23 protein-coding genes and 1 pseudogene are annotated in these 23911 nt (G+C 31.6%); 9 read left to right on the forward strand and 15 right to left on the reverse strand.

The window, feature by feature from the left end:
• A partial coding sequence (locus DK441_RS00780; protein ID WP_160111894.1) for a type IX secretion system membrane protein PorP/SprF occupies positions 1-209 on the forward strand: 209 nt, incomplete at its 5' end.
• A 66-nt stretch (positions 210-275) separates the two neighbouring features.
• Here DK441_RS00780 and DK441_RS26865 read toward each other — a convergent pair.
• A complete protein-coding gene (locus DK441_RS26865) occupies positions 276-452 on the reverse strand; it encodes a hypothetical protein (RefSeq protein ID WP_165583327.1) in 177 nt (58 codons plus the stop codon).
• 190 nt (positions 453-642) lie between these two features.
• Here DK441_RS26865 and fumC point away from each other — a divergent pair, with 190 nt between their 5' ends.
• The 3 genes from fumC (at position 643) to DK441_RS00795 (ending at position 3345) form a co-directional block, all read left to right on the forward strand.
• A complete protein-coding gene (gene fumC / locus DK441_RS00785; RefSeq protein WP_109097051.1) occupies positions 643-2040 on the forward strand; it encodes a class II fumarate hydratase in 1398 nt (465 codons plus the stop codon).
• 145 nt (positions 2041-2185) lie between these two features.
• The gene (locus DK441_RS00790) at positions 2186-2605 is read left to right on the forward strand and encodes a DUF2147 domain-containing protein (RefSeq protein WP_109097052.1); all 420 of its coding nucleotides are present in this window, start codon (positions 2186-2188) and stop codon (positions 2603-2605) included.
• 197 nt (positions 2606-2802) lie between these two features.
• Positions 2803-3345: an SRPBCC family protein gene (locus DK441_RS00795; protein WP_109097053.1), complete on the forward strand. Its 543-nt coding sequence runs from the start codon at positions 2803-2805 to the stop codon at positions 3343-3345.
• Positions 3346-3435: 90 nt separating this feature from the next.
• Here DK441_RS00795 and DK441_RS00800 read toward each other — a convergent pair whose 3' ends face one another.
• The 8 genes from DK441_RS00800 to DK441_RS00825 form a co-directional block, all read right to left on the reverse strand.
• A complete protein-coding gene (locus DK441_RS00800; protein WP_159099192.1) occupies positions 3436-3603 on the reverse strand; it encodes a hypothetical protein in 168 nt (55 codons plus the stop codon).
• 103 nt (positions 3604-3706) lie between these two features.
• The gene (locus tag DK441_RS00805) at positions 3707-3904 is read right to left on the reverse strand and encodes a hypothetical protein (RefSeq protein ID WP_109097054.1); all 198 of its coding nucleotides are present in this window, start codon (positions 3902-3904) and stop codon (positions 3707-3709) included.
• A gap of 148 nt (positions 3905-4052) precedes the next feature.
• Positions 4053-5285 carry a C1 family peptidase gene (locus DK441_RS00810; RefSeq protein WP_109097055.1) on the reverse strand — a complete coding sequence of 411 codons (1233 nt, stop codon included), beginning with the start codon at positions 5283-5285 and terminating at the stop codon, positions 4053-4055.
• 366 nt (positions 5286-5651) lie between these two features.
• Positions 5652-5795 carry a hypothetical protein gene (locus DK441_RS26345; RefSeq protein ID WP_159099190.1) on the reverse strand — a complete coding sequence of 48 codons (144 nt, stop codon included), beginning with the start codon at positions 5793-5795 and terminating at the stop codon, positions 5652-5654.
• 92 nt (positions 5796-5887) lie between these two features.
• Complete coding sequence (locus DK441_RS26350) at positions 5888-6034, reverse strand: TIGR04149 family rSAM-modified RiPP (protein ID WP_132066083.1); 147 nt, start codon at positions 6032-6034, stop codon at positions 5888-5890.
• 129 nt (positions 6035-6163) lie between these two features.
• A complete protein-coding gene (locus tag DK441_RS00815; protein WP_109097056.1) occupies positions 6164-7411 on the reverse strand; it encodes an erythromycin esterase family protein in 1248 nt (415 codons plus the stop codon).
• Between the two features lie 334 nt (positions 7412-7745).
• Positions 7746-10304, reverse strand: a complete 2559-nt coding sequence (locus DK441_RS00820; protein ID WP_109097057.1) for a triple tyrosine motif-containing protein — start codon at positions 10302-10304, stop codon at positions 7746-7748.
• Between the two features lie 231 nt (positions 10305-10535).
• Positions 10536-11813: a cystathionine gamma-synthase family protein gene (locus DK441_RS00825; RefSeq protein ID WP_109097058.1), complete on the reverse strand. Its 1278-nt coding sequence runs from the start codon at positions 11811-11813 to the stop codon at positions 10536-10538.
• A 240-nt stretch (positions 11814-12053) separates the two neighbouring features.
• On the opposite strand from DK441_RS00825, the gene DK441_RS00830 reads away from it, so the two are divergent.
• The gene (locus tag DK441_RS00830; RefSeq protein WP_034238836.1) at positions 12054-12509 is read left to right on the forward strand and encodes an Lrp/AsnC family transcriptional regulator; all 456 of its coding nucleotides are present in this window, start codon (positions 12054-12056) and stop codon (positions 12507-12509) included.
• A gap of 125 nt (positions 12510-12634) precedes the next feature.
• Here the strand turns inward: DK441_RS00830 and DK441_RS00835 are convergent, their stop codons facing one another.
• The 6 genes and pseudogenes from DK441_RS00835 to holA form a co-directional block, all read right to left on the reverse strand.
• Complete coding sequence (locus tag DK441_RS00835; protein ID WP_109097059.1) at positions 12635-13963, reverse strand: phenylacetate--CoA ligase family protein; 1329 nt, start codon at positions 13961-13963, stop codon at positions 12635-12637.
• A gap of 255 nt (positions 13964-14218) precedes the next feature.
• A complete protein-coding gene (locus DK441_RS00840) occupies positions 14219-15088 on the reverse strand; it encodes a TauD/TfdA family dioxygenase (RefSeq protein WP_109097060.1) in 870 nt (289 codons plus the stop codon).
• Positions 15085-16518 carry an aromatic amino acid lyase gene (locus DK441_RS00845; RefSeq protein WP_109097061.1) on the reverse strand — a complete coding sequence of 478 codons (1434 nt, stop codon included), beginning with the start codon at positions 16516-16518 and terminating at the stop codon, positions 15085-15087. Before DK441_RS00845 ends, DK441_RS00840 begins: the two co-directional genes overlap by 4 nt.
• Positions 16519-16888: 370 nt before the next feature.
• Positions 16889-16993 (reverse strand): annotated as a pseudogene (locus DK441_RS26980) (DNA polymerase III subunit delta); the annotation flags it as partial.
• 293 nt (positions 16994-17286) lie between these two features.
• Positions 17287-18405 (reverse strand): serine hydrolase, encoded by a 1119-nt coding sequence (locus tag DK441_RS00860; RefSeq protein ID WP_160111896.1) that lies wholly within the window; start codon positions 18403-18405, stop codon positions 17287-17289.
• 509 nt (positions 18406-18914) lie between these two features.
• Positions 18915-19919 (reverse strand): DNA polymerase III subunit delta, encoded by a 1005-nt coding sequence (gene holA / locus DK441_RS00865; protein WP_109097063.1) that lies wholly within the window; start codon positions 19917-19919, stop codon positions 18915-18917.
• Between the two features lie 26 nt (positions 19920-19945).
• Here holA and DK441_RS00870 point away from each other — a divergent pair, with 26 nt between their 5' ends.
• The 4 genes from DK441_RS00870 to DK441_RS00885 all read left to right on the forward strand — a co-directional run bounded on the left by DK441_RS00870 (position 19946) and on the right by DK441_RS00885 (position 23832).
• Complete coding sequence (locus DK441_RS00870) at positions 19946-20389, forward strand: type I restriction enzyme HsdR N-terminal domain-containing protein (RefSeq protein ID WP_109097064.1); 444 nt, start codon at positions 19946-19948, stop codon at positions 20387-20389.
• Positions 20390-20579: 190 nt separating this feature from the next.
• Positions 20580-21770 carry a M57 family metalloprotease gene (locus tag DK441_RS00875; protein WP_109097065.1) on the forward strand — a complete coding sequence of 397 codons (1191 nt, stop codon included), beginning with the start codon at positions 20580-20582 and terminating at the stop codon, positions 21768-21770.
• A 110-nt stretch (positions 21771-21880) separates the two neighbouring features.
• A complete protein-coding gene (locus tag DK441_RS00880) occupies positions 21881-22873 on the forward strand; it encodes a glycosyltransferase family 2 protein (RefSeq protein ID WP_109097066.1) in 993 nt (330 codons plus the stop codon).
• A 98-nt stretch (positions 22874-22971) separates the two neighbouring features.
• The gene (locus DK441_RS00885) at positions 22972-23832 is read left to right on the forward strand and encodes a flagellar motor protein MotB (RefSeq protein WP_109097067.1); all 861 of its coding nucleotides are present in this window, start codon (positions 22972-22974) and stop codon (positions 23830-23832) included.
• Positions 23833-23911 lie beyond the last annotated feature (79 nt).

The raw sequence follows: 23911 nt of genomic DNA on the forward strand, positions 1-23911 counted from the left end.
TTAGTCTTCGATCTTTGGTTGATCAGGATTTTAAACCACTTTCTGTTTCTCCTATGTTGGGGATCAAAAAAGCTAATTTTTATGTTGCGTATGGATATCAGATTAACGTAAACGAAGTTTTACAACCGACCACAGCAACAGGGTCGCATCTGATCACACTAGGATTTGATTTTGGTTGTAGACAAAGTAAATGTGGATGTACCTATTAGAAAAAAGAAATAAAACAAAAAAAGGAAGTCAAAATGACTTCCTTTCATATATAATGTTATAAACAATTATGCTTCTTCTTTCGCTTTGCGTTTAGCTTCTCTTCTCAATTTGAAGTTCTCGACATTAGCTCCTATAATCCAATAAGGAATAACAAAAGTTAACAAAAAGATCATTAACCAAAATCCAATGGTAAGGATAGTTAAGAACGCTAAAAAACCAAGGTACTGATCGAATTCAAACATAATAATATTCTAATTTTCAAATTTTGTCAAAGATAATAACTCTTACTTATATGTCATAGCAGAAATATAATTTATTTTCAAATCTCTTATGATCTCAATTTATCTACTAAAAAGTAGCTACTTTATTCAAAAATAGTGAGGCAAATGCTTAAATTTGCACTCTTAAAAAAAACAAATCATCTTACCACAAATGGAATATAGAATAGAGAAGGATACGATGGGCGAGGTAAAAGTACCTGCTGATAAGCTTTGGGGAGCACAAACAGAACGTTCTAGAAATAATTTTAAAATTGGTGCATCAGCATCTATGCCATTAGAAATTGTATATGGTTTTGCTTACTTAAAAAAAGCTGCTGCATATACAAATTGCGAATTAGGCGCATTACCGATAGAGAAAAGAGACCTTATTTCTCAAGTATGTGATGAAATACTAGAAGGAAAACATGATAACCAATTTCCTTTGGTGATTTGGCAAACCGGTTCTGGTACGCAAAGTAATATGAATGTGAATGAAGTTATTGCTAATAGAGCACATCAATTAGCTGGTAAAACAATTGGTGAAGGAGACAAAACATTACAACCAAATGATGATGTTAATAAATCTCAATCTTCAAATGATACTTTTCCTACAGGAATGCATATTGCAGCCTATAAAAAAATAGTAGAAGTAACTATTCCGGGGGTAATTCAATTAAGAGATACTCTAAAGAAAAAATCTGAAGAGTTTAAAAATGTAGTAAAAATTGGTCGTACCCACTTTATGGATGCTACACCACTTACTATAGGGCAAGAATTATCAGGATATGTTTCTCAATTGGATCACGGAATTAAGGCTTTAGAAAACACCTTACCTCATATGGCAGAATTAGCCTTAGGAGGAACCGCTGTAGGAACTGGGTTAAATACCCCAAAAGGGTATGCAAAACGGGTTTCTGAATTTATTGCACAATTTACCAGTTTACCATTTATCACAGCAGAGAACAAATTTGAAGCCTTGGCTGCACATGATGCTTTTGTAGAGAGTCACGGTGCTTTAAAACAATTGGCCGTTTCATTAAATAAAATAGGGAATGATATTCGTATGCTGGCTTCTGGGCCAAGAAGCGGAATTGGTGAACTAATTATTCCTGCCAATGAACCAGGGAGTTCTATTATGCCTGGTAAAGTAAACCCCACACAATGTGAAGCATTAACTATGGTATGTGCACAAGTTATGGGTAATGATGTAGCTATTAATGTTGGAGGAATGCAAGGGCATTTTGAATTGAATGTATTTAAACCTGTTATGGCTGCGAACTTACTTCAAAGTGCTCAACTCATTGGGGATGCCTGTATTTCTTTTGATGAGCATTGCGCCCAGGGAATCGAACCTAACCAAAAAAGAATTACTGAATTATTGAATAACTCATTAATGTTGGTTACGGCTTTAAATACTAAAATCGGATATTATAAAGCTGCTGAAATCGCTAATACTGCTCACCAAAATGGTACAACTCTAAAACACGAAGCCGTAGCTTTAGGATATGTAACCGAACAAGAATTTGACGAATGGGTAAAACCAGAAGATATGGTAGGTAGTTTAAAATAACAAGATCTTACCTATTTTAGAATAAGAAAAGAAAGCCTTACAATTTGTTGTAAAACAGAGAGTAAGGTTTTTTTTATACAGCATACTATAAATCATTTTAGTTTTTTTTAAGGATTAATCTAATTTAATTGCTAAGTTTACGTTAATGAAATTTGTCATATTCTTAGTATTACCCCTTCTTTTTCTAACGTCTTCTGTAAGCTCTGATACTTATATTGGAAAATGGAAAATTAAAGGAGGATCGATTATCGAAATCTATAGGGATGGAGATTATTTTTTTGGGAAAATTGATAAACGAGCAGAACGCCCCTTATCCAATCTTAATGGCTTGGATAATAAAAATCCTCAAAAAGAACTTCAAGGTCGTCCTTTACTCGGAATGAATATTTTAGAAAACTTAAGATATAAAGATGGAGCATTATCTGGCGGAACTATCTATAATGCGGATAGTGGTAAAAGCTATATTGTAAAAGTTTGGATTAATAGTGACAATACTGATCTTTGTTTTATAAGAGCATATAAAAGCTTTCTATTTAAAACCTTTGAAGCCAGAAGAGTTAAATAGGTATAAAATATTCTATAAAACGATAATTAGATGAGCTCATAGAATTCTACTCATTTTAAAAAAACGTACATATTCATAAAAAACTTTTAAATTTGTATACTTCCCCTTTTCAGAATTAACAAACTATGAATCTAACCTTTGTTGTTATACGTATTATATTTTGAATCTAATTTTAACTATAAATAAACAGCAACAACATGAAAGTTTTAAAAAAAATAGGAATTGTGCTTATTGCACTTATCGCTATTATCCTTATAGCGGCAGTCTTTGTTTCTAAAGAAGTAGTTTATGAAAAATCTATTAGTATTGAAGCTCCTATAGAGGTTGTGTGGGAAAATGTAAATAGTCTCGCTGATTTAGATAAATGGAGTCCCTGGAATGATTATGATCCTAACATGGCGAAAGAATTTAAGGGTACAGATGGGACAATTGGTGCAACAGCTAGTTGGGACAGTAATGTAAAAGAAGTAGGCAAAGGCAGTCAAACTATTGCCAAAATTGAAAAACCTAATCTTCTTGAAACGGATCTTAAGTTTTATGAACCTTATGAAAGTGAAGCAAAAGGGTATATAAAAGTACTAAAGGAAGGCAATACCACAACAGTAACATGGGGTTTTCAAAGTGAAATGCCCTACCCTTTTAACCTTATGAATTTATTTACTGATATGGAAGAAATGATGGGCAAAGATTGGAATAAAGGTTTATCAACGCTCAAAAATATTTGCGAAAATAAAGGGTAACATTTCATGCATGACCACCTGATTTCAGAAAAACATTAAAAACAAATAGAAAAGGGGGAACCACCCCCCTTTTCACTACCAAACTCAACTCTATATTCCACAACAAATAAGTCCCAAATATTTGTCTCTCCTATATCCATAATCACAGCCACGGCCTGCTTTACATTCCCATGTATCCTCGCTACCACCGTTAATATTTCCCTGCTCATTTTTTTTGAGTTTATGAACTCCATTAAAATTTAAAATCTTTGTTATCATGTGTGAAAATTTAAATTATTAAATGTATTCTGAACAATTTTAATGACACTCAGAATTTATGTCCAAATCTGATTGTTTTTTTTGATTTTGAATCTGCTGATTATTAAGGGAAAGAGATACCATCATTTGGTGGTAAATATCCACAACATACAACATCACCAAATTTACTATCATCGATATGCCCATATCTACACCATTTCCCTGGCGAAAGACAGACTGTATTTCCTCCTCCATTAATCTCAAGAAGTTGTTCCTTTTTAAGCTTTTTAGCTCCGTTTAATTCTAAAATTTGTTTTAGCATAATTATTAAATTAACTGATTTAAAGAATTCCCGAACAGTTAAAGACACTCAGGGATATGTCTATTAGTATGTATTAAGATAAAATGGGGTATAAACTTCAACACAACTGATACTTATTAAGCCTAATTTCTAATTAATATCCACAAATTTATAAAGGTCCAATATCTCCACTTGGTAAATAAATTGATAAAGTTGTCCATTCTGTCCATACCCCGTTACTTTTACCTCTTACTTTAATCGTCCCCATTCCACTGCGCAATGGGCTTACCATTATACTAGCATATTTGGATTGTTTGATTTCTGACCGAGTAGTACGCGAAAAAGAGAATTGCCATTGCCAATCTTCCATTACTGTATTACTAGATACGTATGCTTTAGAATATGTCTTACCGTTTATAGTGATTACAGCCACATCAACTAATATTCTTGAAAGCTCTGGTGGGCATTGTAGGTTTTCATCAACCTCGAATCTTGGTCTTCGGGTAGGTTTATTATTTTTAACAACTCCGCTTAGTTTACAAAAAGACACATCACCAGAAGCTATTAAATTAAGAAAAGTAGTGTTTGAAAGTTTAGAGGGTTGTGTTTTAATATATCCTGCTTTTTTAGGCCAGCTATCCTTTAAAATCCATTGCGTATTATTTCCCAGATCATCCCAACCAATAATTGCATAAGCATGATCATTGATCTCGGTCAATTCTGAAGAACTATATTCTCCAAATTTTTCTAAAGCACGGTTCGTCTGAGAATGTTTTACTTTCATTATCATTGGACCATCAATTAACAATCGTTTTATATCATCGATAGATCTAATAGAATTTGATTCTATTTCTGATACATTTCTAACAGTGAAATAATCAGAATTAGTAATCAGTTGCCCACATTGATCATCGATTTTATAAACAGGAGGTTCTCCTACTTCTTGAAGTCGAAAGTCTCTTTCTTCACTAATGCATTCTAAGGCCTTACCTCTATACCCATTATATGCAGGAGAAAACCAATCATCTACATTAGGTATAAAATCATTATAAATATATGAGGAAGGATATTTATGTGCAGGAATTTTAAATCCGTCTTCTAATACATCCTCATATAACCAAAAATTAGTAGAGAAAGCACCCATATACAAATATGCATTTGATAGTGGAATACTTACATTTTCATTATATTCTATCATGTACATGGTTTCTATGACGGCATTAAACGCATGAGACATGCATGGCCCTTGAAAAATCTGATCTCTGGCTGGTGTTGTAAAATCTCTTACTCCCGATGATGTTTTAACTTCTTTCCAAGAAAACTTGCATGGTAATTGAGCAAAACCGGAAGTAGTAGAAATCAAGATTACTATTAAAAACGTTTTAAGTAATGGTACTCTCATATGTTCAGAAAATTTAAATAGATGCTTCTTTAAGTATAGAAATATCAAAAAGAATAGTTTTTTTGATTCTAAAAATCCTATCTCCCGTATTATTCATTATTATTTTACTACCTGATATTTGATAGTTACCAGGTAGTAAAATCTAGATGTACTTATTAGCAAGTATACTCTGGATCATTGGCTAAAAAGGGATAATTTGAAAGCCAAAAGCTTGGATTACTACAAAACTCCCTTACTGAAGGTATATAACCTCCCTGAATTGTTTTTTGCTGTAGTTTGTGAAGGGTTTCTACTCCTTCTAAATTTTTAATCTGTTTTAACATTAGGTTTAATTTTATATAGATTAATAGTATATACAGTGTTTAATTAGCACCACTCTGCAGTATTACATTCCATTTCATATGTATAAGGAGCATCATTCCCTCCTTTTATATTATTTAAAGAAGTTACTTTTAGCTTCTCGAGGTTTAGTTTTTTTAGATTAACTTTTTTAGTTTCTTTACTTTTCATTTCTTTTAAAACTTTAGACTATTAATTATTACTTGATCATTTAGCGACACTCAAGACTTATGTCATTTATAAAAATATACTCCGGGTATCTATTAACAAGCTTCTGGGCGCTCAGAATAACAACCGTATTCCCATGTAAAACCAAGATTACCACCTTTAACCTCATTCAAAGAAGTTACTTTTAGCTTCTCAATCTTTAGTTTTTTTAGATTAACTTTTTTAGTTTCTTTACTTTTCATTTTTGTGTAAAATTTTAGATTATTAATTATTACTCTGATCTTTTATCGACACTCAAAGCTTATGTCTTTTAGGAATAAATTTTTGAATAGTTTATTATAAATTCTTACCACCACTATCATTTGTTACTTTTATTCTGCCCAATTAATTTTATGTGTTCTGTCGATATAAATGATACCATCAAATGCTTTTCCGTAATAACCAATTTCAGTTTCGTTGTTTCTATATTGAGCACCTGCACCAGACATTACTATTAGCGGTTTTTCTAAATACAATCTTAAATCATCATTATATTTTGCTTTTCTAAGATTTACGAATGTATTAGGGGTTCCGTATTGTTTTAGGCAATGGGTAAATGTATTTTCTTCTGTTTTATCAAAACTAAATGTTTGAAAATCCCAGCCTACTTCATTTGCATTATTAGGGTAAGCAATAAAATCTCCCATACCAAAATCGGTGGCTATATTAAAATAGGATGAGTCATATATTTTGCGTAATTGATGCCCTGTAACATCTACACCTCCATTACCTACCCAATCTCCAACGTGAGCATTATGTGCCCAATACAATGCCTTTGAATCTTCTCCATGATACTTCAAAATCCATTCAATATTTTCGGCCATATAAATATCCCGGAAATCGTGTTTACGTTGCTCAACATTTTGATTAATAGCGGTAACAAACTGGCCTAAGACTTCTATATGATGATATATTAAGCTGAATTCTTCCTTGGATGTCTTGTTTTTAAATATTTTATGATTTTCAATAAAATAGTTCTTCAATTTAGAGTAAGAAATATAGTAATCTGATTTCTCGCTTTCTTCTATATTTTGCCACAAATGTTTTTCAAATCCATCAATTACATAATCAAAACCCACCAATTTTAAATACTCTTTGATTCGATTGACATCAGAAATTACATATTGCATTTCGCATCCATAAATGTGAATTTTATCCGTGTGATTTTGATTGTATTCTCTTAACCAATTCATTAATTGATAAAACTCCTTGGTCATATATCGCCATGTAGAATTATGGTTTTTTAAAATGGCTTCTAAATCATCTCTTTTACCTTGAATGAAGTCATTTAAGTATTGTCCTTCTCCAAAACCGGTTTCAATAATAAAAACCTTAAAACCGTGTTTTTCGGATAAGTACTTCATTAATTCTTCTGCAAGAATGTTAAATTCAGCCGTTCCATGAGTGTCTTCACCATACCCAAAAATACGTACATCTTTGAGTTCTTTATCGAGAAATGAAAATGAGTTAGCTGCTATGTTTTCAAACCCAGAAGCATAATTTGCCAGCTCAGAATTGCATTGTGAATTACATGATATGTATAAAATTGAAGTTATAAAGACACTTACCGCTAATCTCATGTGTTCTATTAATTACAAAACAATTATTTCTTAGGTTTTTTCTTTCCTTCTTTCTTAATAGATTTAATTATTATTTCATGCTATTTTAGATATCATAAAAAGGCTAACTGAAATCAAAAAAAGAATTGTTGCAAAATTTTCTTGCCGTCGAAGGGAATGAGGTTATTTTCCATATTCACAAAAACAAATAATTGACTACCAATATCATTATTATATTTTGATACAACAGCAAGAAATTTTGTTGAAGCAAACATAGATTCAACTCTAAAAAAATTATAATGTAATTTGGGTTTTGTGACGAATACCCTATAAATTAGTGACGAATTATCTTTATCTAGAAATGGATTTTATCTAATTCGGAAACATATTTTGTGCTTACCGGTAATTTCTCATTATTAATCGTCACTTCGGTTTTTGATTTTGAATGTACTTTATCTAATCGAATAATATAAGATCTGTGAATCCTAATATATTCTAAAGGGTCGGGAGTAGATTCTATAAAGCAGCCAATTTTTGTTCTAAGGGTATAGTTTTTATGCTCTGTAATAATATCAATATAATTTCCAGAGGACTTAACATATAAGATTTCGTTAGTTTTTATTTTGATTTCTTTTTTACCTTCTTTAAATAAAATATACTTTTCATTTTTGTTTACCCGTTTTATTAATAAACGCATTAGTTCTCGAGTAAAACTTCGATTAGTATACAGTATTTTCATCCTAAGAAATAAATATATCAATAAAAGAATAGCGATTAGGCATGCTAGCTGAAACCACAAGGTTTTCCAGTAAGGAAGTTTAATAATAAAAGAGTACGTTTGTACATTTTCAGAACAATCTTTCTCATTATCACACGCCTTTACCATAAAAGTATAACTACCGTGTGGTAGTGAAGAAAACCTAATTTTTCGATTATCAGAGAATTGCCATTCTTCATCAAAGCCTTCTAATTTATATTTGTATTTTAATTTATTATTGGCAAATAATATTCCTTCAACAAAAAACTCAAGGTTATTTTCATTATACTTTAATTTTTGTGATCTAGAAGTAATCTGTATAGAATCATTAACTTTTAAGCTTTTAATTTTTAAAAAATAAGCACCGGGTTTATTTGATTCTAAAACAGATTTTGGAAAATACGTTATTCCTTTTTTTGTTCCTAACCATACTGTATCATCTATAATCTCAATATCTTCTATTTCATTACTAATTAACCCTTCTTGAACAGATACTCCTTTTATGTCGATATCCTTATCAACTCCAAATACAATCCTATTAACACCTTTATTGGTACAAGCCCATAGAACGTTTTCATTTTCAAAATAAATTTCTTTAATGGTGTTACTATTTAATCCATCTTTGGTATTTATTGTATATGTACTATCTTTTTTTACAACAATAATACCTTTGCCTACTGTAGCGAGATATAGTTCTTCTTTTTTAGGATGTATATCTATATCTTCAATTCTGGCATCAAAAAATGGTGTACCCTTCGGAAAAAATGAAGTGAAAGAGGTCTTATTTTGTTTAAATAAACCTTTAGAGGTTCCTATATACAACGTATCTTTTCTAATAATTGCATCTAGGACGCGATACGGAGTATCAATAGAGTTTACATATTCTGGTGTTATTATTCTCACTGCTCCATTACTTGATGCTAAAATAGTTGAACTACCATCTGGCTCCGAAAGTTTTAATGTATAGCCTAGATCAATATTTTTATTAAATGGGGTTATGAGTCTATTATTATTATAGATGAACAACTCGTTTTTTATAGTATCACTCGTAACCAAACCATGAATATTACCAGTAGATTTACTAAACATTACAGCTTTTTTGTCTTGTTTAAAACGTACGATACATCCATCGGTTGTTGAAAAATACAATGCATTATTTTCATCCTTTGCCAGGGAATTTACATGAGGGTTTTCTATAAATGGGATTCTTTTGTTTTTGATGCAAGGGTTCTTAATATAAAATACGCCAGAATTTAATGTTGAAAACCAATACCCTCCATGGTGATCTATTAAAAAATTGGTTACCGATAATCCTTCTAAAAATGTGGTGTTTGTATTTCCATTAATATCAACAATGCGAGCTCCTCCATGATGATATCCTACAAAAAACTGAGAATCATTTATCGTTTTAAGACCTAGAGGGCTATATTTATTTTTTATAGAAGTATGGATATCTCCTTTATCGGTTATAACTTCTATTAATTCTCCATTAATAAAAATTGTATAAGACTTATTTCCTAAAGTAATAGCACTTCTTAATGTACCACCTTTTAGCCTGGTTTTTACTAAATGTTTGCTAAGTTCAGTAGTATCATTACTTAAAAAGAAAAACGGATTTTCTGAAAAAGTTTTTTTAGAAACTATATGTATACCTTCTACTAATTCAGTATCAGCCGGAGGTTGTAATATTTCCCCGCTTTTACTAATAATAATTTCACCATTAATTCCTTTTCCTCCAATATGTAACGATTGTTCAGCATCTAAATATATACTTTCTACAACCGATTTTTTACTAATCAGATTATTCAGTTTATCATTATAGTCATATAATTTTATTTCTTCAGACTTTTCATCTATAAAGAATGTTTTTTGTGTATTTAAGGTTCTACACCAAATTTGACCATTAACCTGTGGGAAAAAATCTAAAACGGCGTCTTCTAGTTTCTCATTTGATCCAAATTTTTCGAACTCATAACCATTATATCTAATAATACCTTTTTGAGTTGCCAACCATATATATCCTTTTTTATCCTGATATAAATCATATATCTGTGAGCTAGACAACCCATCATTTGTTCCATATGATGTATAGTTATAATCATTTTGGGCAAAGGAAAACGCAAAAAAGAATAAAAAAAGTAATCGGAATATCTTCAAAATGATGACTATATATATTAAATTTTTAAAGCGTAATATTACAAAATAAGTCTGTTAATCATTTTAAAAAATTAAGTGAATTTTAAGTTAAAACCACAAATTAAGTAATTTAATCCTGCATTGAAAATAACATAAAGTATCAAATACTAGTTGCGGAAAAAGTTATTTTTCCATAAAAAAAGCCCTCTGGATTATAGAATCCAGAGGGCTTTTTTGTAGAAATACTGTTTATTAATTTAGAGCTTTTTCAACCTTAGCTTTTACTTTTTCTAATGCCTGTTCTAAGTCCCAGACCAAATCTTTAGCATGCTCTACACCTATTGATAATCTTACCAATTGGTCTGTAATATTCATTTCTTGTCTTTGTTCTTCATCTACACCTGCATGTGTCATAGTTTTGGGATGCTCTGCCAAACTTTCTGTACCACCCAAGCTTACTGCCAGTTTCATTAGTTTAAGATTATTAAGGAATATAAATGCTTCTTCTTCTCCCCCTATAATATCAAAAGATACCATTGCTCCAGGAGCAGAACATTGCTTTTGAAATGTTTTATACCCTTCTGTTTCTTCTTCTAATAATCCCAAATAGTATACGTTTTCAATCTTAGGATGATTATTTAAATAATCAGCAATGATCTGAGCATTTTTCGTTTGCTGATCCATTCTTACCTTTAAGGTTTCTAAACTCCTAAGTAGTAACCACGCTGTATGTGGGCTTACCATATTCCCCAGGAAAGTACGAAGTGTTTTTACTCTTAACATTAATTCTGCATTCCCCAAAACTGCTCCTGCTATGAGATCACTATGGCCTCCTATATATTTTGTAGCAGAGTACAGTACTAAGTCTGCTCCACATTGTAAAGGGTGTTGCCATAATGGTCCCATATACGTATTATCTACAGCTACCAAAGCTTTTCTGTCATTAGTACTAAATTGTTTGGCAATCTGGCTATATTTTTCGATATCGACAATATCATTGGTTGGATTGGCAGGAGTTTCGAGATAAATCATTGCTAATTGATCTGATTTTCCAGAATCTTCGATCATTTTAATCACTTCATCTGTACTTTGATTTGGCATTACTCCTATAGTATGAACTCCTATTTTATCCAAAAAATGATGAATAAAATGATCTGTTCCTCCATATAATGGATTACTATATACTAGTAAATCTCCGGGTTTAAGGAATTCTAACAATACTGTACTTATTGCAGACATTCCACTTTCAAAAACTGCACAATCATCTGCTTTATCCCATAAACATAGGCGATTTTCCAGGATTTCTAGGTTGGGGTTATTAATTCTACTATAAATAAGACCAAGTTCTTCTTTTGGAGATTTCTCCCTTAAACCATAGGCTAATTCAAAAAAAGCTTTTCCCTCTTCTGCAGTTTTAAAAACAAAGGTTGATGTTTGAAAAATAGGGCACTTTATGGCTCCTTCTGATAATTCTGGCTTATAACCATGAGTCATCATTAAACTCTCGGGGTTAAAATCGTGTTTCTTCATTTATACTATTTTATTCTTTTTTAATAGTAGAGCTAATACCAATATAGATCAGCATATTTGCTATTATTTTCATAAATTGAATTGATATCCTAAATACTCTTTTCAATCCTTAAAACTACATTTAAAAGAATTAAAAACCCTATTATTATCAATTTTAAGAAAAAATAGTATTCATTTTTCATTATAATAGAATTTTATTCTATATTTGATATAGTATCAAGCTTTATATAGAAAATTATTATGGATAAAATAGATCGGTCAATATTATTGTTATTACAAAAAGATGGTAAAATCACGATTAAAGAAATTGCAGAAAGATTAAACCTAACTACCACTCCGATTTTTGAGCGTGTCAAAAAATTAGAACGTGAAGGCTACATAAAATCATATAAAGCTATTTTAGATCGTAAAAAAACAGGATTACAATTGATGGTGTTTTGTAATGTTACCTTAAATCTTCATCAAACCGATTATCTAAAAAAATTTGAAAAAGATATTCAACAATTCCCCGAAGTTGTAGAATGTTATCATGTAGCGGGTATGTTTGATTACTTAATTAAAATCTACGCAGAAGACATGGAACGTTACCAGGATTTTTTATCTAATAAACTAGCTTCTCTAGAAAATATTTCTAAAGTACAAAGTTCATTTGTAATGACCGAAGTAAAAGATTTCTCATATCTACCAATTCCATAAAAAACTACTCATCTAAAATAAGAAGTGTTTTATATTTTCTAAAACATGTTTAATAAAATAATGTGCCAACTATCTTACATTTTTCTAAAAATACATTTCGCTCCTATCGTTTAACTTGAAAACATTCAATTCAAATTGGCACTACTGATTATACGCATATCAATAATTTTTTTCACTTTACCACTCTTATGACCTAGTCCCCCTGGAGGTAAAATATCTATATCTGGTTTTGCTGTTAATTTATAATCTAAAAAAATCACTTTAAGCAAAGAATTTGATTTTATTAATTCTTCAAAAAAAACTTTTTTAAGATTCTCTACCTTCTCTTGGGTAAAATTTTCTCGAGTTTCAATTTGGAAATGAAAATGATCTCGGTTATTTACTTTTTGGATAATACATTTATAAATATTAGAAAGTCCATTAACAGAAGTAACAGCTTTCTCTATTCCAGCAGGGTAAACATTTCCTCCAGCATATGTAAACACGTCATCTCCACGTCCTTTGATTTCACTAAAATAAGTACCAGTATGTCCACAATCACATGTTCCCTCACATACTTGTACTAAATCATGTGTATTGTACCGAATTAAAGGTACTGCTTCGCGTTGCAATGCTGTAATAATAAGCTCTCCTATTTCTCCCTCCTTACAATATTCTCCAGTTTCTGGGTTAATCGTTTCTGTGTAAAACATATCATCCCATATATGAAGTTTACCATGAGAACATTCTGTTGCTATAAGCCCAAACTCTGTATTCGCGTAAATATTAAATATTTCAACATCAAATAATTTTTGAAAAGTCTGTCTAAACTCATCAGAAAAAACTTCTCCTACCAAAAATATTTTTTTCAAACTTAGTGAAGTAGTATCCATATTGTAATCGATACATATTTTTTCTAAATATGGTAAAAAAGAAGGCAAACAAATCATATAATCTGGTAAGCAATGTTTTAAAGCCCAAAGCTGATAATCTACACCAAGGTTTACCTCAGCAGGAATAGTTAAACCAATCAATTCTCCTGCAGATTGACAAATTAATCCACTAGCCCATGGTCCATATGCCATTACGCACAAACATTTTTCATATTGTTTTATCCCCGAAAATATAAAACTACGTACTTGAGAAATTACAGCATTATCAATATCATTTTTTGTGTACGGGATTATCTTTGGTTTTCCTGTACTACCAGAAGTTTGGCAAAAACGAACTACTTCGTTATCATTGACAAAAGGAGTATTTAAAAAAAGTTCTACTTCAATAATTGGAAGTTTCGATATATCTTCAATACCAGAGATATCTGATGGGTAAACTCCATGAGATTGTATTAAATCCCGGTAGTACTTTGACTTTTCTATAGCTTTTTTAAAGGTTGATACAAACAAAGTATTTTGTTGTTTATCGCTATAATCTTCTTTCAAAAGATTCATTCCGTTTATTACATCCTGATAATTCATAGAAGTTATCTATAGGTAACCTACAAAGCAATTAAAAAATGGTTTTAATAGTTAAACCATTTCAAACTCACAATGCCATAATACAGAATAATGTATATACAGCATCATGAATTCAAATTTGAAAAATAGGTTTGGTTAAAATAAAAATTTACTTGTTTAAGCTATTAAATGCAAAATCTTCTCCAATACACAATGTTTTACATAAAGTTTTAGCTTTAAGTAAACGTAAACATCTTGTTATTAAAGATTTCATGCTTACACGCCGGTGTATTTTTTGAGTTTTTCTGATGAAAAATGTAGTCTATACAGCTCTCTTCTTTCGTTATAATCATTAACTGCATAATGCAACAATTGATGATTATTCCATAAAATTAGAGTTCCTGGTTCCCAACGTACGCGACAGTTAAACTCTGGTCTTTCTATATGTTGATAAAGAAATTGCAACAAACCTGCGCTTTCTTCTCTACTCATTCCTTCAAATTGTAATGTTGTAGTTCTATTAACATATAGAAAAGGCTTTCCTGTAAGTTCATTTACACAAACAGCCGGATGTATAGCCGTCTCTAATGGCATAGAGTCCATTACTTTTGAAACAACAGACTTTTCTTTTTCTAATGCTTTTAGTTCATTTTTCTTATTTAACATCAATTGTGTGCTATGAACTACATTAAGGGATTTTACAATGTTTTTCATTGCCGGTGACAACTTTTCATAAGCAAGAGTAGAACTAGTAAACATAGTATCTCCACCTTTTGATGGAAGTTCGACACTATATAACATTATTCCTTTTACCGGTTCTTCATAATAGCCCTGATCATGATGCCAAATACCACCAGAATTCATTTTATCTCCTTTTTCCTTTATCACTTTACCAATTGGTGAGGTTTCTTTGGATTCTTTATCAAAAAAGAAATAATTTTTAGCCAGTTTACCAAAGCCGTTACAAAATCGAATGAATTGTTCTTCTGTTAAATTCTGGTTTCTAAAAACCAGTAGTTCTCTTTCCATCCAAAGTTCATGTATACTCTTTTGAATAGATGGTTCCAGCTCATGAGATAGATCTATAGAAGATATCTCTACACCAAGGTTTCCTGTTAAATGTGTTAATTGAAGATCCATTATCATATCATTACAGTATTTAGGTTAAACTTATCCCAGTTTTCTAATTTCAATGCTTTGGGTAAAGCTAATGATGATCGGCTCATTGCTCCTCTTAGAGCACAAAACATAGTACCTCTAACTATATCTTCAAATGTATCAAGTTGGTCATTAAGATTATTTAATGCTGTCATACCGCAGGGTACTAAATCCTGATTATTTCCTTCACATGAAAAACTCATTTGTCTAACAGGTGTTGATCTGGCTTTTATTTCTTGAAATAGTGCCGATAACAATTGATGAATCCCTTTGCAATGATTATAACCATCAATATGTAAATTATCTTCCAAACCCCCATTTAGACGAGAATCCATTAAAATGAGTACTTGTCTATCCAGCATCTCAGAAAGTTTATGGGTAATCTCCATCATCGATTCGCTTGCGCTTGCCAAACCAATCGCATAAAACAAGCCACCATGCCAAGGACCTGTTTCCAGAATCAAAGGATTATCTGCAATGGCAATGACTTCTGAACTAATTTTTGTTTCTGAAAAATCTAATAAATCCATACAATGGCCTAGTACCTGTGGGGAGCATCTTACAGAATAACGTGCCTGATGTAAAGACTTCTCTCCTTCTACAATACGTTCGGATTCTAAATATTTATTACGAAGATCTATAAGTAATCCACCTGCATTACCATAGCTTGGGTGTACACTATTATGATTTAACCCAATAGTAAAATGTTCCTCACCAGCACCAATAGCGATTGATGTTAAAGCAACAGCCTCAAAACATGAAGTCATTAATTGCCTCAATCTATGATCTAATTGGATAGCCCATGATGCCATAATAGAATTTGTATTAACCAAACCAATAACATCTCTCGGACCTTTAGGGTCGTTATTTTTGAAAAGTGGAGTAATGGCATGAGCCATAGAAATCAAATCGCCACTGGCTCCCAAACTACCTTTTCTAGGAACAGTTGGTATAACCTTACTATTAGCTAGTTCAAGTAACGCTTTATAAGTCATAGGATGAACTGCTGATACTCCATATCCTGTTTTAATAACTTGTAATTTTAACGCTCTTCTTACTACAGGTTCTGGTAAGGGTTCTCCTATTCCCACTCTCAAATAATCAAGTAAATTTATTTGTGTGTTTTTCCACTCATCAGGATCTATTCTATTTCGTTCATTTTCTCCATAACTAGTATGCAATCCATAAATGGTATTTTTGTCATTTATGAACTCGTTATCCATTAAATAGTTATAAGAACGTTCTACTTTTATATAATCTTCATCAGAAACGTCTAATGGTTTGCTTAATAAACCCATTTGATACCATTTATATAATGGATACCGCATGAATGAGTCTTTGTGTATTTGTAATAAATCATTTTCTTCATCCTTAACATTCCTTTCTTGAGGAGTAATTAATACTTTTTCATCTAACATAATTGTTCTTTTATATAATTAATAAATAAGTTGGTAAATTCTTTTGGTTTAGTGTTTTAAGCCGAAGTGATTCAAAAAAAGTTTAAGTCATTTCGGCATTTTGGAAAGTAAAATTATGATATCTAAAGAAAAATACATTGCATTTTTTATACGTTTCTATACCACTTAATCTCTATTAAAACAACATTAACACTGTAGTTAAATAAACTATAAATCTGTTTTTGTACTAGAATATTTTTCTCTTAAATTCGTTTGTTATAGATTTCTAGAGGAGAAGAAATTGCCCATACTATTAGTAGTCTTTTAGAAATGGACGATCGAGGGTTTATTACCGAGGCTACTGTTTTTGCAACAAATCCCAAGGTATAAATTACCTCATTATTTTTACCAGAAGTTCTTTAAGAATATCACCTTGCGAAAGATTTGTTGCTCCTACTCCTTTACTTTTTACATCGGCATCTCTTAGGTAGGCAATAATATTAAGGCTTTTGAGTAAAATAATTTATTCAAAACGTTTGAAGCCAGAAGAGTAAAATGATATACTAATCAATAATTTAGCAAATTATTTGTGTCTAATAATAAATCTGGATCATGCAATTAAATTGGATGCAAAAATCTCTACTAACTACTATAATAGATGTTTTTACTCTCCCAACCTCTCTTGCATGATCCAGATTATAAAAATTTCTGGGAAATACATTCCCCTTATCAAGATTTTAATAGGATAGCATCATATATAAACATGATGGATAGATCCTCTTTTTATTACTAGATTTTTGCATCTGAAATAAGTTTTAGAAGCATTCCCATCTCCTCATGAGTCACCTCTCTATTACTCCTCACCTGGTGTACTACAATCAAATCTCTAACAGGATCGACCACTAAGTATTGTCCCCCAAACCCAAAAGCATGATATGCTTTTGATGATAGAGTTACATGTGGGAAATGTGGGAATTCATTACCAGCTTTTCCATTCCACCATGCAAACTTCCCAGCTCCACCCCTTTCATATATAGCAGCGTTAGAATGATAACTTGTAATGTCGTTTATCCAATCTTTAGGAACGATTTGCGTACCACCCCAATCGCCTTCTCGCGACATCAATACACCAAAACGGAATAAAGTAAATGCATTCATTTTCAACGAGTAAACCGGGTGAACAGTAATTCGAGGCCTTCTAATATAACTTCCATCATTTGTTCTGAAGCCCTTTACTCCTATTGGGTCTAAAATATCTTCTTTTAAAGCCCGGAAAAAGTCCAAACCAGTTTCATTTGAGAAGACAGTCCCGTAAGCACCATGATCCCAATTACCATAATAGAATAAATCACCTGGTTTCTGTGAGTTTCTAGGTGGTTTGGTAGCGATCATTTTCGGAGTTTCGAATATAGTATTATGGTATACGCCTGATCGCAATCCAATAACATCTTCTAGGGTGGCTGATAGCTCTAGCTCTGATAATCCATCCACATCATTTATCTCCAACTGCCCCAATGTCTTGGTTAAATCTATAGTTCCATTTTCTACATACTTTCCATAAACTGCACCCATAAGAGGTTTTCTCATAGAATTGATTGCATATTTGGTTCCTGGTCTACCAAATTCAACCAATATTCTTCCACACTTGCCCACCAACAATGCATCGGTACCAATTCTTCTAGCATAGTCTTTGACCTTTTCAAGTTTTTCAGGGTCAAAACCAAAATCTCTTGGATTTTCAATACGTTCAAGGGTTTTACCGGGGGTAATGGTACATTCTCCCTGTGCCGTAACTTTAACCTGTGCTTCGGTTTCCTCTGCAAAAACCTCGTTTTCTTCCTGTTGGGTACAAGAGGTAGTACACAAACTAAGACAAACTATTACCGAGGATAGTAATCTAATATTCATTTTTTTCATAATAATTTAACTTACTGTTTTTGTTATAGAACTCATCTTGAGTAATGCTTCAGCCGAAAAAGTTTGGTTTTTGTGCAATAATGAAGTAGGTTTTTTTCAGCATAGCTATAGCTACGGTTAAAAAAATCAACAAAAATTAGAGTGCAAAATGTAAATTTTGTAGGTCAAGGCATTACTCAAGATGAGTTCATAATTAATTCATTGATTATTTGTTTAAAACTAGCTAAATATCTAGTTTATATCTAAATGAAATCTTCTGAAAAAATAATTATTATCTGATGAATTAAGTTTTTTTTAGCCCGTAAACCAATGATTTAAGCGAATGAATAAAAAGCACACAGATATGGCTATCCAAGTACTAGAAAATCGTATGTACTAGTTATAGTTTGAGTTTACTGTAAAAGAGAGTAATGATATGATTTGGGACGTATGACAAATTCCTCTTATTACATACAATACAATGTCATTTAGCTAAGAAAAATAACATCCCAAAGTATAAGTTATCTCATTATTTTTACCAGAAGTTCTTTAAGAATATCACCTTGTGGAAGATTTGTTGCTCCTACTCCTTTACTTTTTACATCGGCGTCTCTTAGGTAAGCAATAATCCCACTTACTTTTTTCATAGGGTAATTACGAGCTGCTTCTGAGTAATCTTTTACAAAGTATGGATTAATTTTTAAAGCACTGGCAACATTGCGTTGTGATTTATCGGTCAAACCATGATATTGTAATACCTGAGAAAAAAAGCTATACAGCAAAGAAATCGTAACGACTAATGGGTTGTCTTTGGGGTTTTGTGCAAAATAATTTATGATAAGATGTGCTTTAACTCCATTTCTGGTTCCTATTGCCTTTCGAAGTTCAAAATTGTTAAACTCTTTACTAATCCCAATATTCTCTTCAATTTGATCGGCGGTGATCTGAGTTCCTGAAGGAATAATTAATTTTAGTTTTTCTAACTCATTATTTATTTTGCTAAGATCGGTTCCCAAAAACTCTACCAGCATTTGAGATGCTTTGGGGTCAATAGTATATTTAGCCCCACCAAGAACCCTTCTTATCCAATCAGAAACCTGGTTTTCGTACAGCTTTTTACTTTCAAAAATAACTCCATTCTTCGCAACTACTTTATAGAGTTTTTTTCTCTTATCTATCTTTTTATATTTATAACACATCACCAAAACGGTAGAAGGCTGTGGATTTTCTACATAATCTGCCAGTTTTTCGATCGTTCTGGACAATTCCTGGGCTTCTTTAACAATCACTACCTGTCTTTCTGCCATCATCGGAAAACGTTTTGCATTAGCCACAATATCTTCTATACTCACATCACGACCATACAATACCATTTGATTAAATCCTTTTTCTTCTTCTGCAAGGACGTTCTTATCAATAAATTGAGAAATCCTATCTATATAATATGGTTCTTCTCCCATAAGGAAATAGATAGGTTTGATATTTCCATTTTTTATATCACTTACGATTTGTTTTACTTCATCCATTCAGAAAAAATCATCAAATTTGTGTTATGCAAAAGCTTAACTTTCCAGGGTATCAGTTCAGGTTCAAAAATAGCGAAAATAAAGTTTCTATTTTTGACAGAATTCGTAAAAAATTTATCATTCTTACTCCAGAAGAATGGGTACGGCAACATACTATTCACTTTCTTATTGAAGAAAAGAAATATCCCGAAAGCTTAATTAATGTAGAAAAACTAATACAACTCAATGGACTTAACAAACGTTATGACATTATTATATTTAACTCAGACGGTAGTATTTTTCTTATAGTGGAGTGTAAATCTGCACGTATAAAAATCACACAAGAAGTATTTGATCAAATTGCGAGATACAACCTTGCTTTAGATTCAGAATATTTAATGATCACTAATGGTTTAGAGCATTATTATTGTCAAATGAATTATACCGACCAGCAGTATACTTTTCTAAAAGATATACCAGACTACAAATAGTTTTACCCTATACTCATTCGTAAGAAGCCGAAAACACATATCCAGAAAAACTACTGCTTTAAATTTATGAATTTGAAGTTTAGATTTATAAATATCAAGAATGTTGGTTTGTGAATCAAAATAAGTTCTAATAATTTCAATTCTTAATAACTCACTAACTGGCAAAACTAAATCTTAAAACTTAAAAATTATGAATTTTTTCAAATCATTGAGCATTGCAATTATATCTTGCTTGATACTTATTATTACCTCCTGCGAGGTTGATGAGAAAATATCAGACGAAGGTACTGATGAACAACAAAATGATCCAGTACTACAAAACATAGAAAAATGGGGGTTTTCAAAAGATGTCATTGAAGATCTTGGAGATTATTATCTGGTTGATGGAGATATCATTTTTTATAAAAATGTAAAATATCCTGATTTCAAAAATCCAATTTCCAAGCAAAGGCGACACCCCCGATCTGTTACTATTTCCAATGTAAGAGTTTTTATCAACCCAGGAATGGATGCGAATTGGAGAAATGCATCTTTGCAAGCTATTAATCGGTGGAACTCGGTAAATTCAAAACTCAAATTGAGTGTAACCACATCATCTTCCAATTCTCATATTCAGATCATGTATGATTCGCAAGATCCCGCAATTAATTTAGCATCTAATGTTTTTGGGCGAGGAACATTCCCTACTGGAAACGGATTACCCGGTAGAGGAATTTGGGTAAATCCTGATTTTGATTCCCCTAGGCTTTGTGGTAAAGCAATTACTCAAAATATGAGAATAGCAAATGTTCAACATGAAATAGGTCATAATGTTGGGATTACTCATACAAATCAATCTTTTGGAAGTCTGATACCAGGAACACCGAACCTAGATGCTCGATCCGTAATGAATGGAGGAAAAGCATGTACAATTAATAATTTTAGTAATGGAGATAAAATTGCTATTAGATATTTGTTTCCAAAAACAACACCTCCTCCTGTAGGAACTCCAAAAACTTTTTATAGATTTTATAACAGTAGAGCTGTTGATCATTACTATAGTACTCATCGAAGACCACCTTCTGGCTATAGATTAGAAGGAGCTATAGGTAAAGTTTTTGATAAAAAAGTAGCTAATACTATTCCTCTATATAAAGCATATAACAGAAATGCAAAAAATCATTTTTATTCTACAAATCGTAGAGAAATAACTAATGCTTCTGGTTATCAATATTTGGGTATTGCGGGATATGTATATGCATCTAGAGGTAGCCGTAGAATACCACTATATCGTTTTTATAACAGTACAGCTGTAAATCATTTTTACACTACAAATCGCAACGAAGGTAATAATGCACCTGGGTATCGATATGAAGGAGTTGCCTGTTATATACTTCGTTAACATATACTTATACATTTTAATCTAAACTATTAAAGTTTTGCCAGTTACAGATTAAAAAAATTCCGGTTAGGCTACCGTTATATTCAGAATAAACTCATTAATTTGCAGACGTGAATATCGCAGTCGTCATATTAAATTGGAATGGAAGATCTTTATTAGAGCAATTTTTACCTTCGGTGATCAAAAATTCTAAGGAAGCTACTATTTATCTTGCTGATAATGCTTCTACAGATGATTCTGTTGCTTTTGTAACGACTACTTTTCCTGAAGTTAAAATTATTCAAAACAAAGTTAACGGAGGCTATGCAAAAGGATATAATGATGCTTTATCAAAAATTGATGCAGATATTTTTTGCCTTCTAAATAGTGATGTTGAAGTTACTAAAGATTGGTTAATTCCTATTCTTAAAACGTTTAAATCTCATACAGAAGTTGCAGCTATACAGCCTAAAATCCTTGATTATAAAAAGAAAACTCATTTTGAATATGCGGGAGCTGCAGGTGGGTACATCGATAAGCTGGGATACCCATATTGTCGAGGAAGAATATTTGATACTCTTGAAGAAGATAACGGACAATATGATGATACTACTACTATATTTTGGGCGAGTGGAGCGTGCATATTTATAAGAAAGCAGGTATTTGAAGAGGTTGGAAAACTAGATGAAGATTTTTTTGCTCACCAGGAGGAGATCGATCTTTGCTGGCGTGTACACAGTAACGGCTATACAATACTCTATGAAGGCTCATCAACGATTTATCATTTAGGAGGAGCAACTTTGGATGCGATGAATCCAAGAAAAACATTTCTAAATTTTAGAAACAGCCTATACCTTCTGATTAAAAATGTACCAGGAAATACTGTATGGTTTTTGATTTTTATACGAATGATTCTAGATGGGCTTGCTGCAATTAGATTTATTACACAAGGAAAATTTTCTCATTTTGCAGCTATTTTCAAAGCACATATTAGTTTCTATACCAATTTTAACACTTTTAATAAAAAACGCAAAAAACTTTCAAAAACGGGGAAATATTATTCTCTTTTTTCCGTTGTATGGCAGTATTTTATTTTAAAACGTAAACATTTTGATCAATTATAAGGAGATATAATAAATTATTGTTAATGACCTAGCATTACGTCACATTTTTAATAATTTTGAGTTATATAACCAGAATAAGACTAAAAACAAATTTTCTAATGAAAAAAGCAATGATTATTGGGGCCTCTCTAGCAATTCTACTATCTTCCTGTGTTTCGCAGAAGAAGTTTTCAGAATTAGAAGCCAAAAACAAAGAAACTGAAGATTTATTAAACTCCGCAACGGTTAAACTAAATAGCTGCCTTGAAGAAAAAGCAAGTTCGACTTCGCAACTTAAAGTTCTTCAAGATCAAGTATCTAACCTTAAAAATCAGAACTCTGCTCTATTAAACAATGTAGGTAATTTGGCCACTCTCTCTACTAAAGAAGCAGAAAATCTAGAAAAATCTCTAGAAAGTATTAAAGAAAAAGATTTACAAATTAAAACTATGCAGGATGCTATTACCAAAAAGGATTCTGTAACCTTAGCACTTGTAACAAGCCTTAAGGGAGCTTTAGGAAATCTTGCTGATGAGGATATCGAGATTAATGTAGAAAAAGGAGTAGTATATGTTTCTATTTCTGATAAGTTACTTTTCAAAAGTGGTAGCTATAATGTTTCTGCAAGAGCTCGTGAAGTATTAGGCAAAGTAGCAAAAGTTGTTAATGATAAGCCAGATATCGAATTCTTAGTAGAAGGTCATACAGATAATGTGCCTATCAAAAACAAAGTACTTTTGGATAACTGGGATTTAAGTGTAAAACGTGCTACTTCTGTAGTAAGAGTATTACAAAATGACTTTAAAGTTGATCCGAAACGTATGACTGCTGCGGGAAGAAGTTATTATGTACCAGTAACTGATAATAGCTCTGCTGCGAACAAAGCAAAAAACAGACGTACAAGAATCGTAGTATTACCAAAACTTGATCAGTTTTATAATATGATTGAAGATGGTATGAAAAAAGCTTCAGGGAAATAAAATAATATTTTTCTAATCATACAAAAAGGGAGATCATTTTGATCTCCCTTTTTGTATTTCATTGAGTAGTATTTTCTTT

The organism is Aquimarina sp. AU58 (assembly GCF_900312745.1).
In the GTDB taxonomy this organism is placed as follows: Bacteria; Bacteroidota; Bacteroidia; order Flavobacteriales; family Flavobacteriaceae; genus Aquimarina; species Aquimarina spinulae.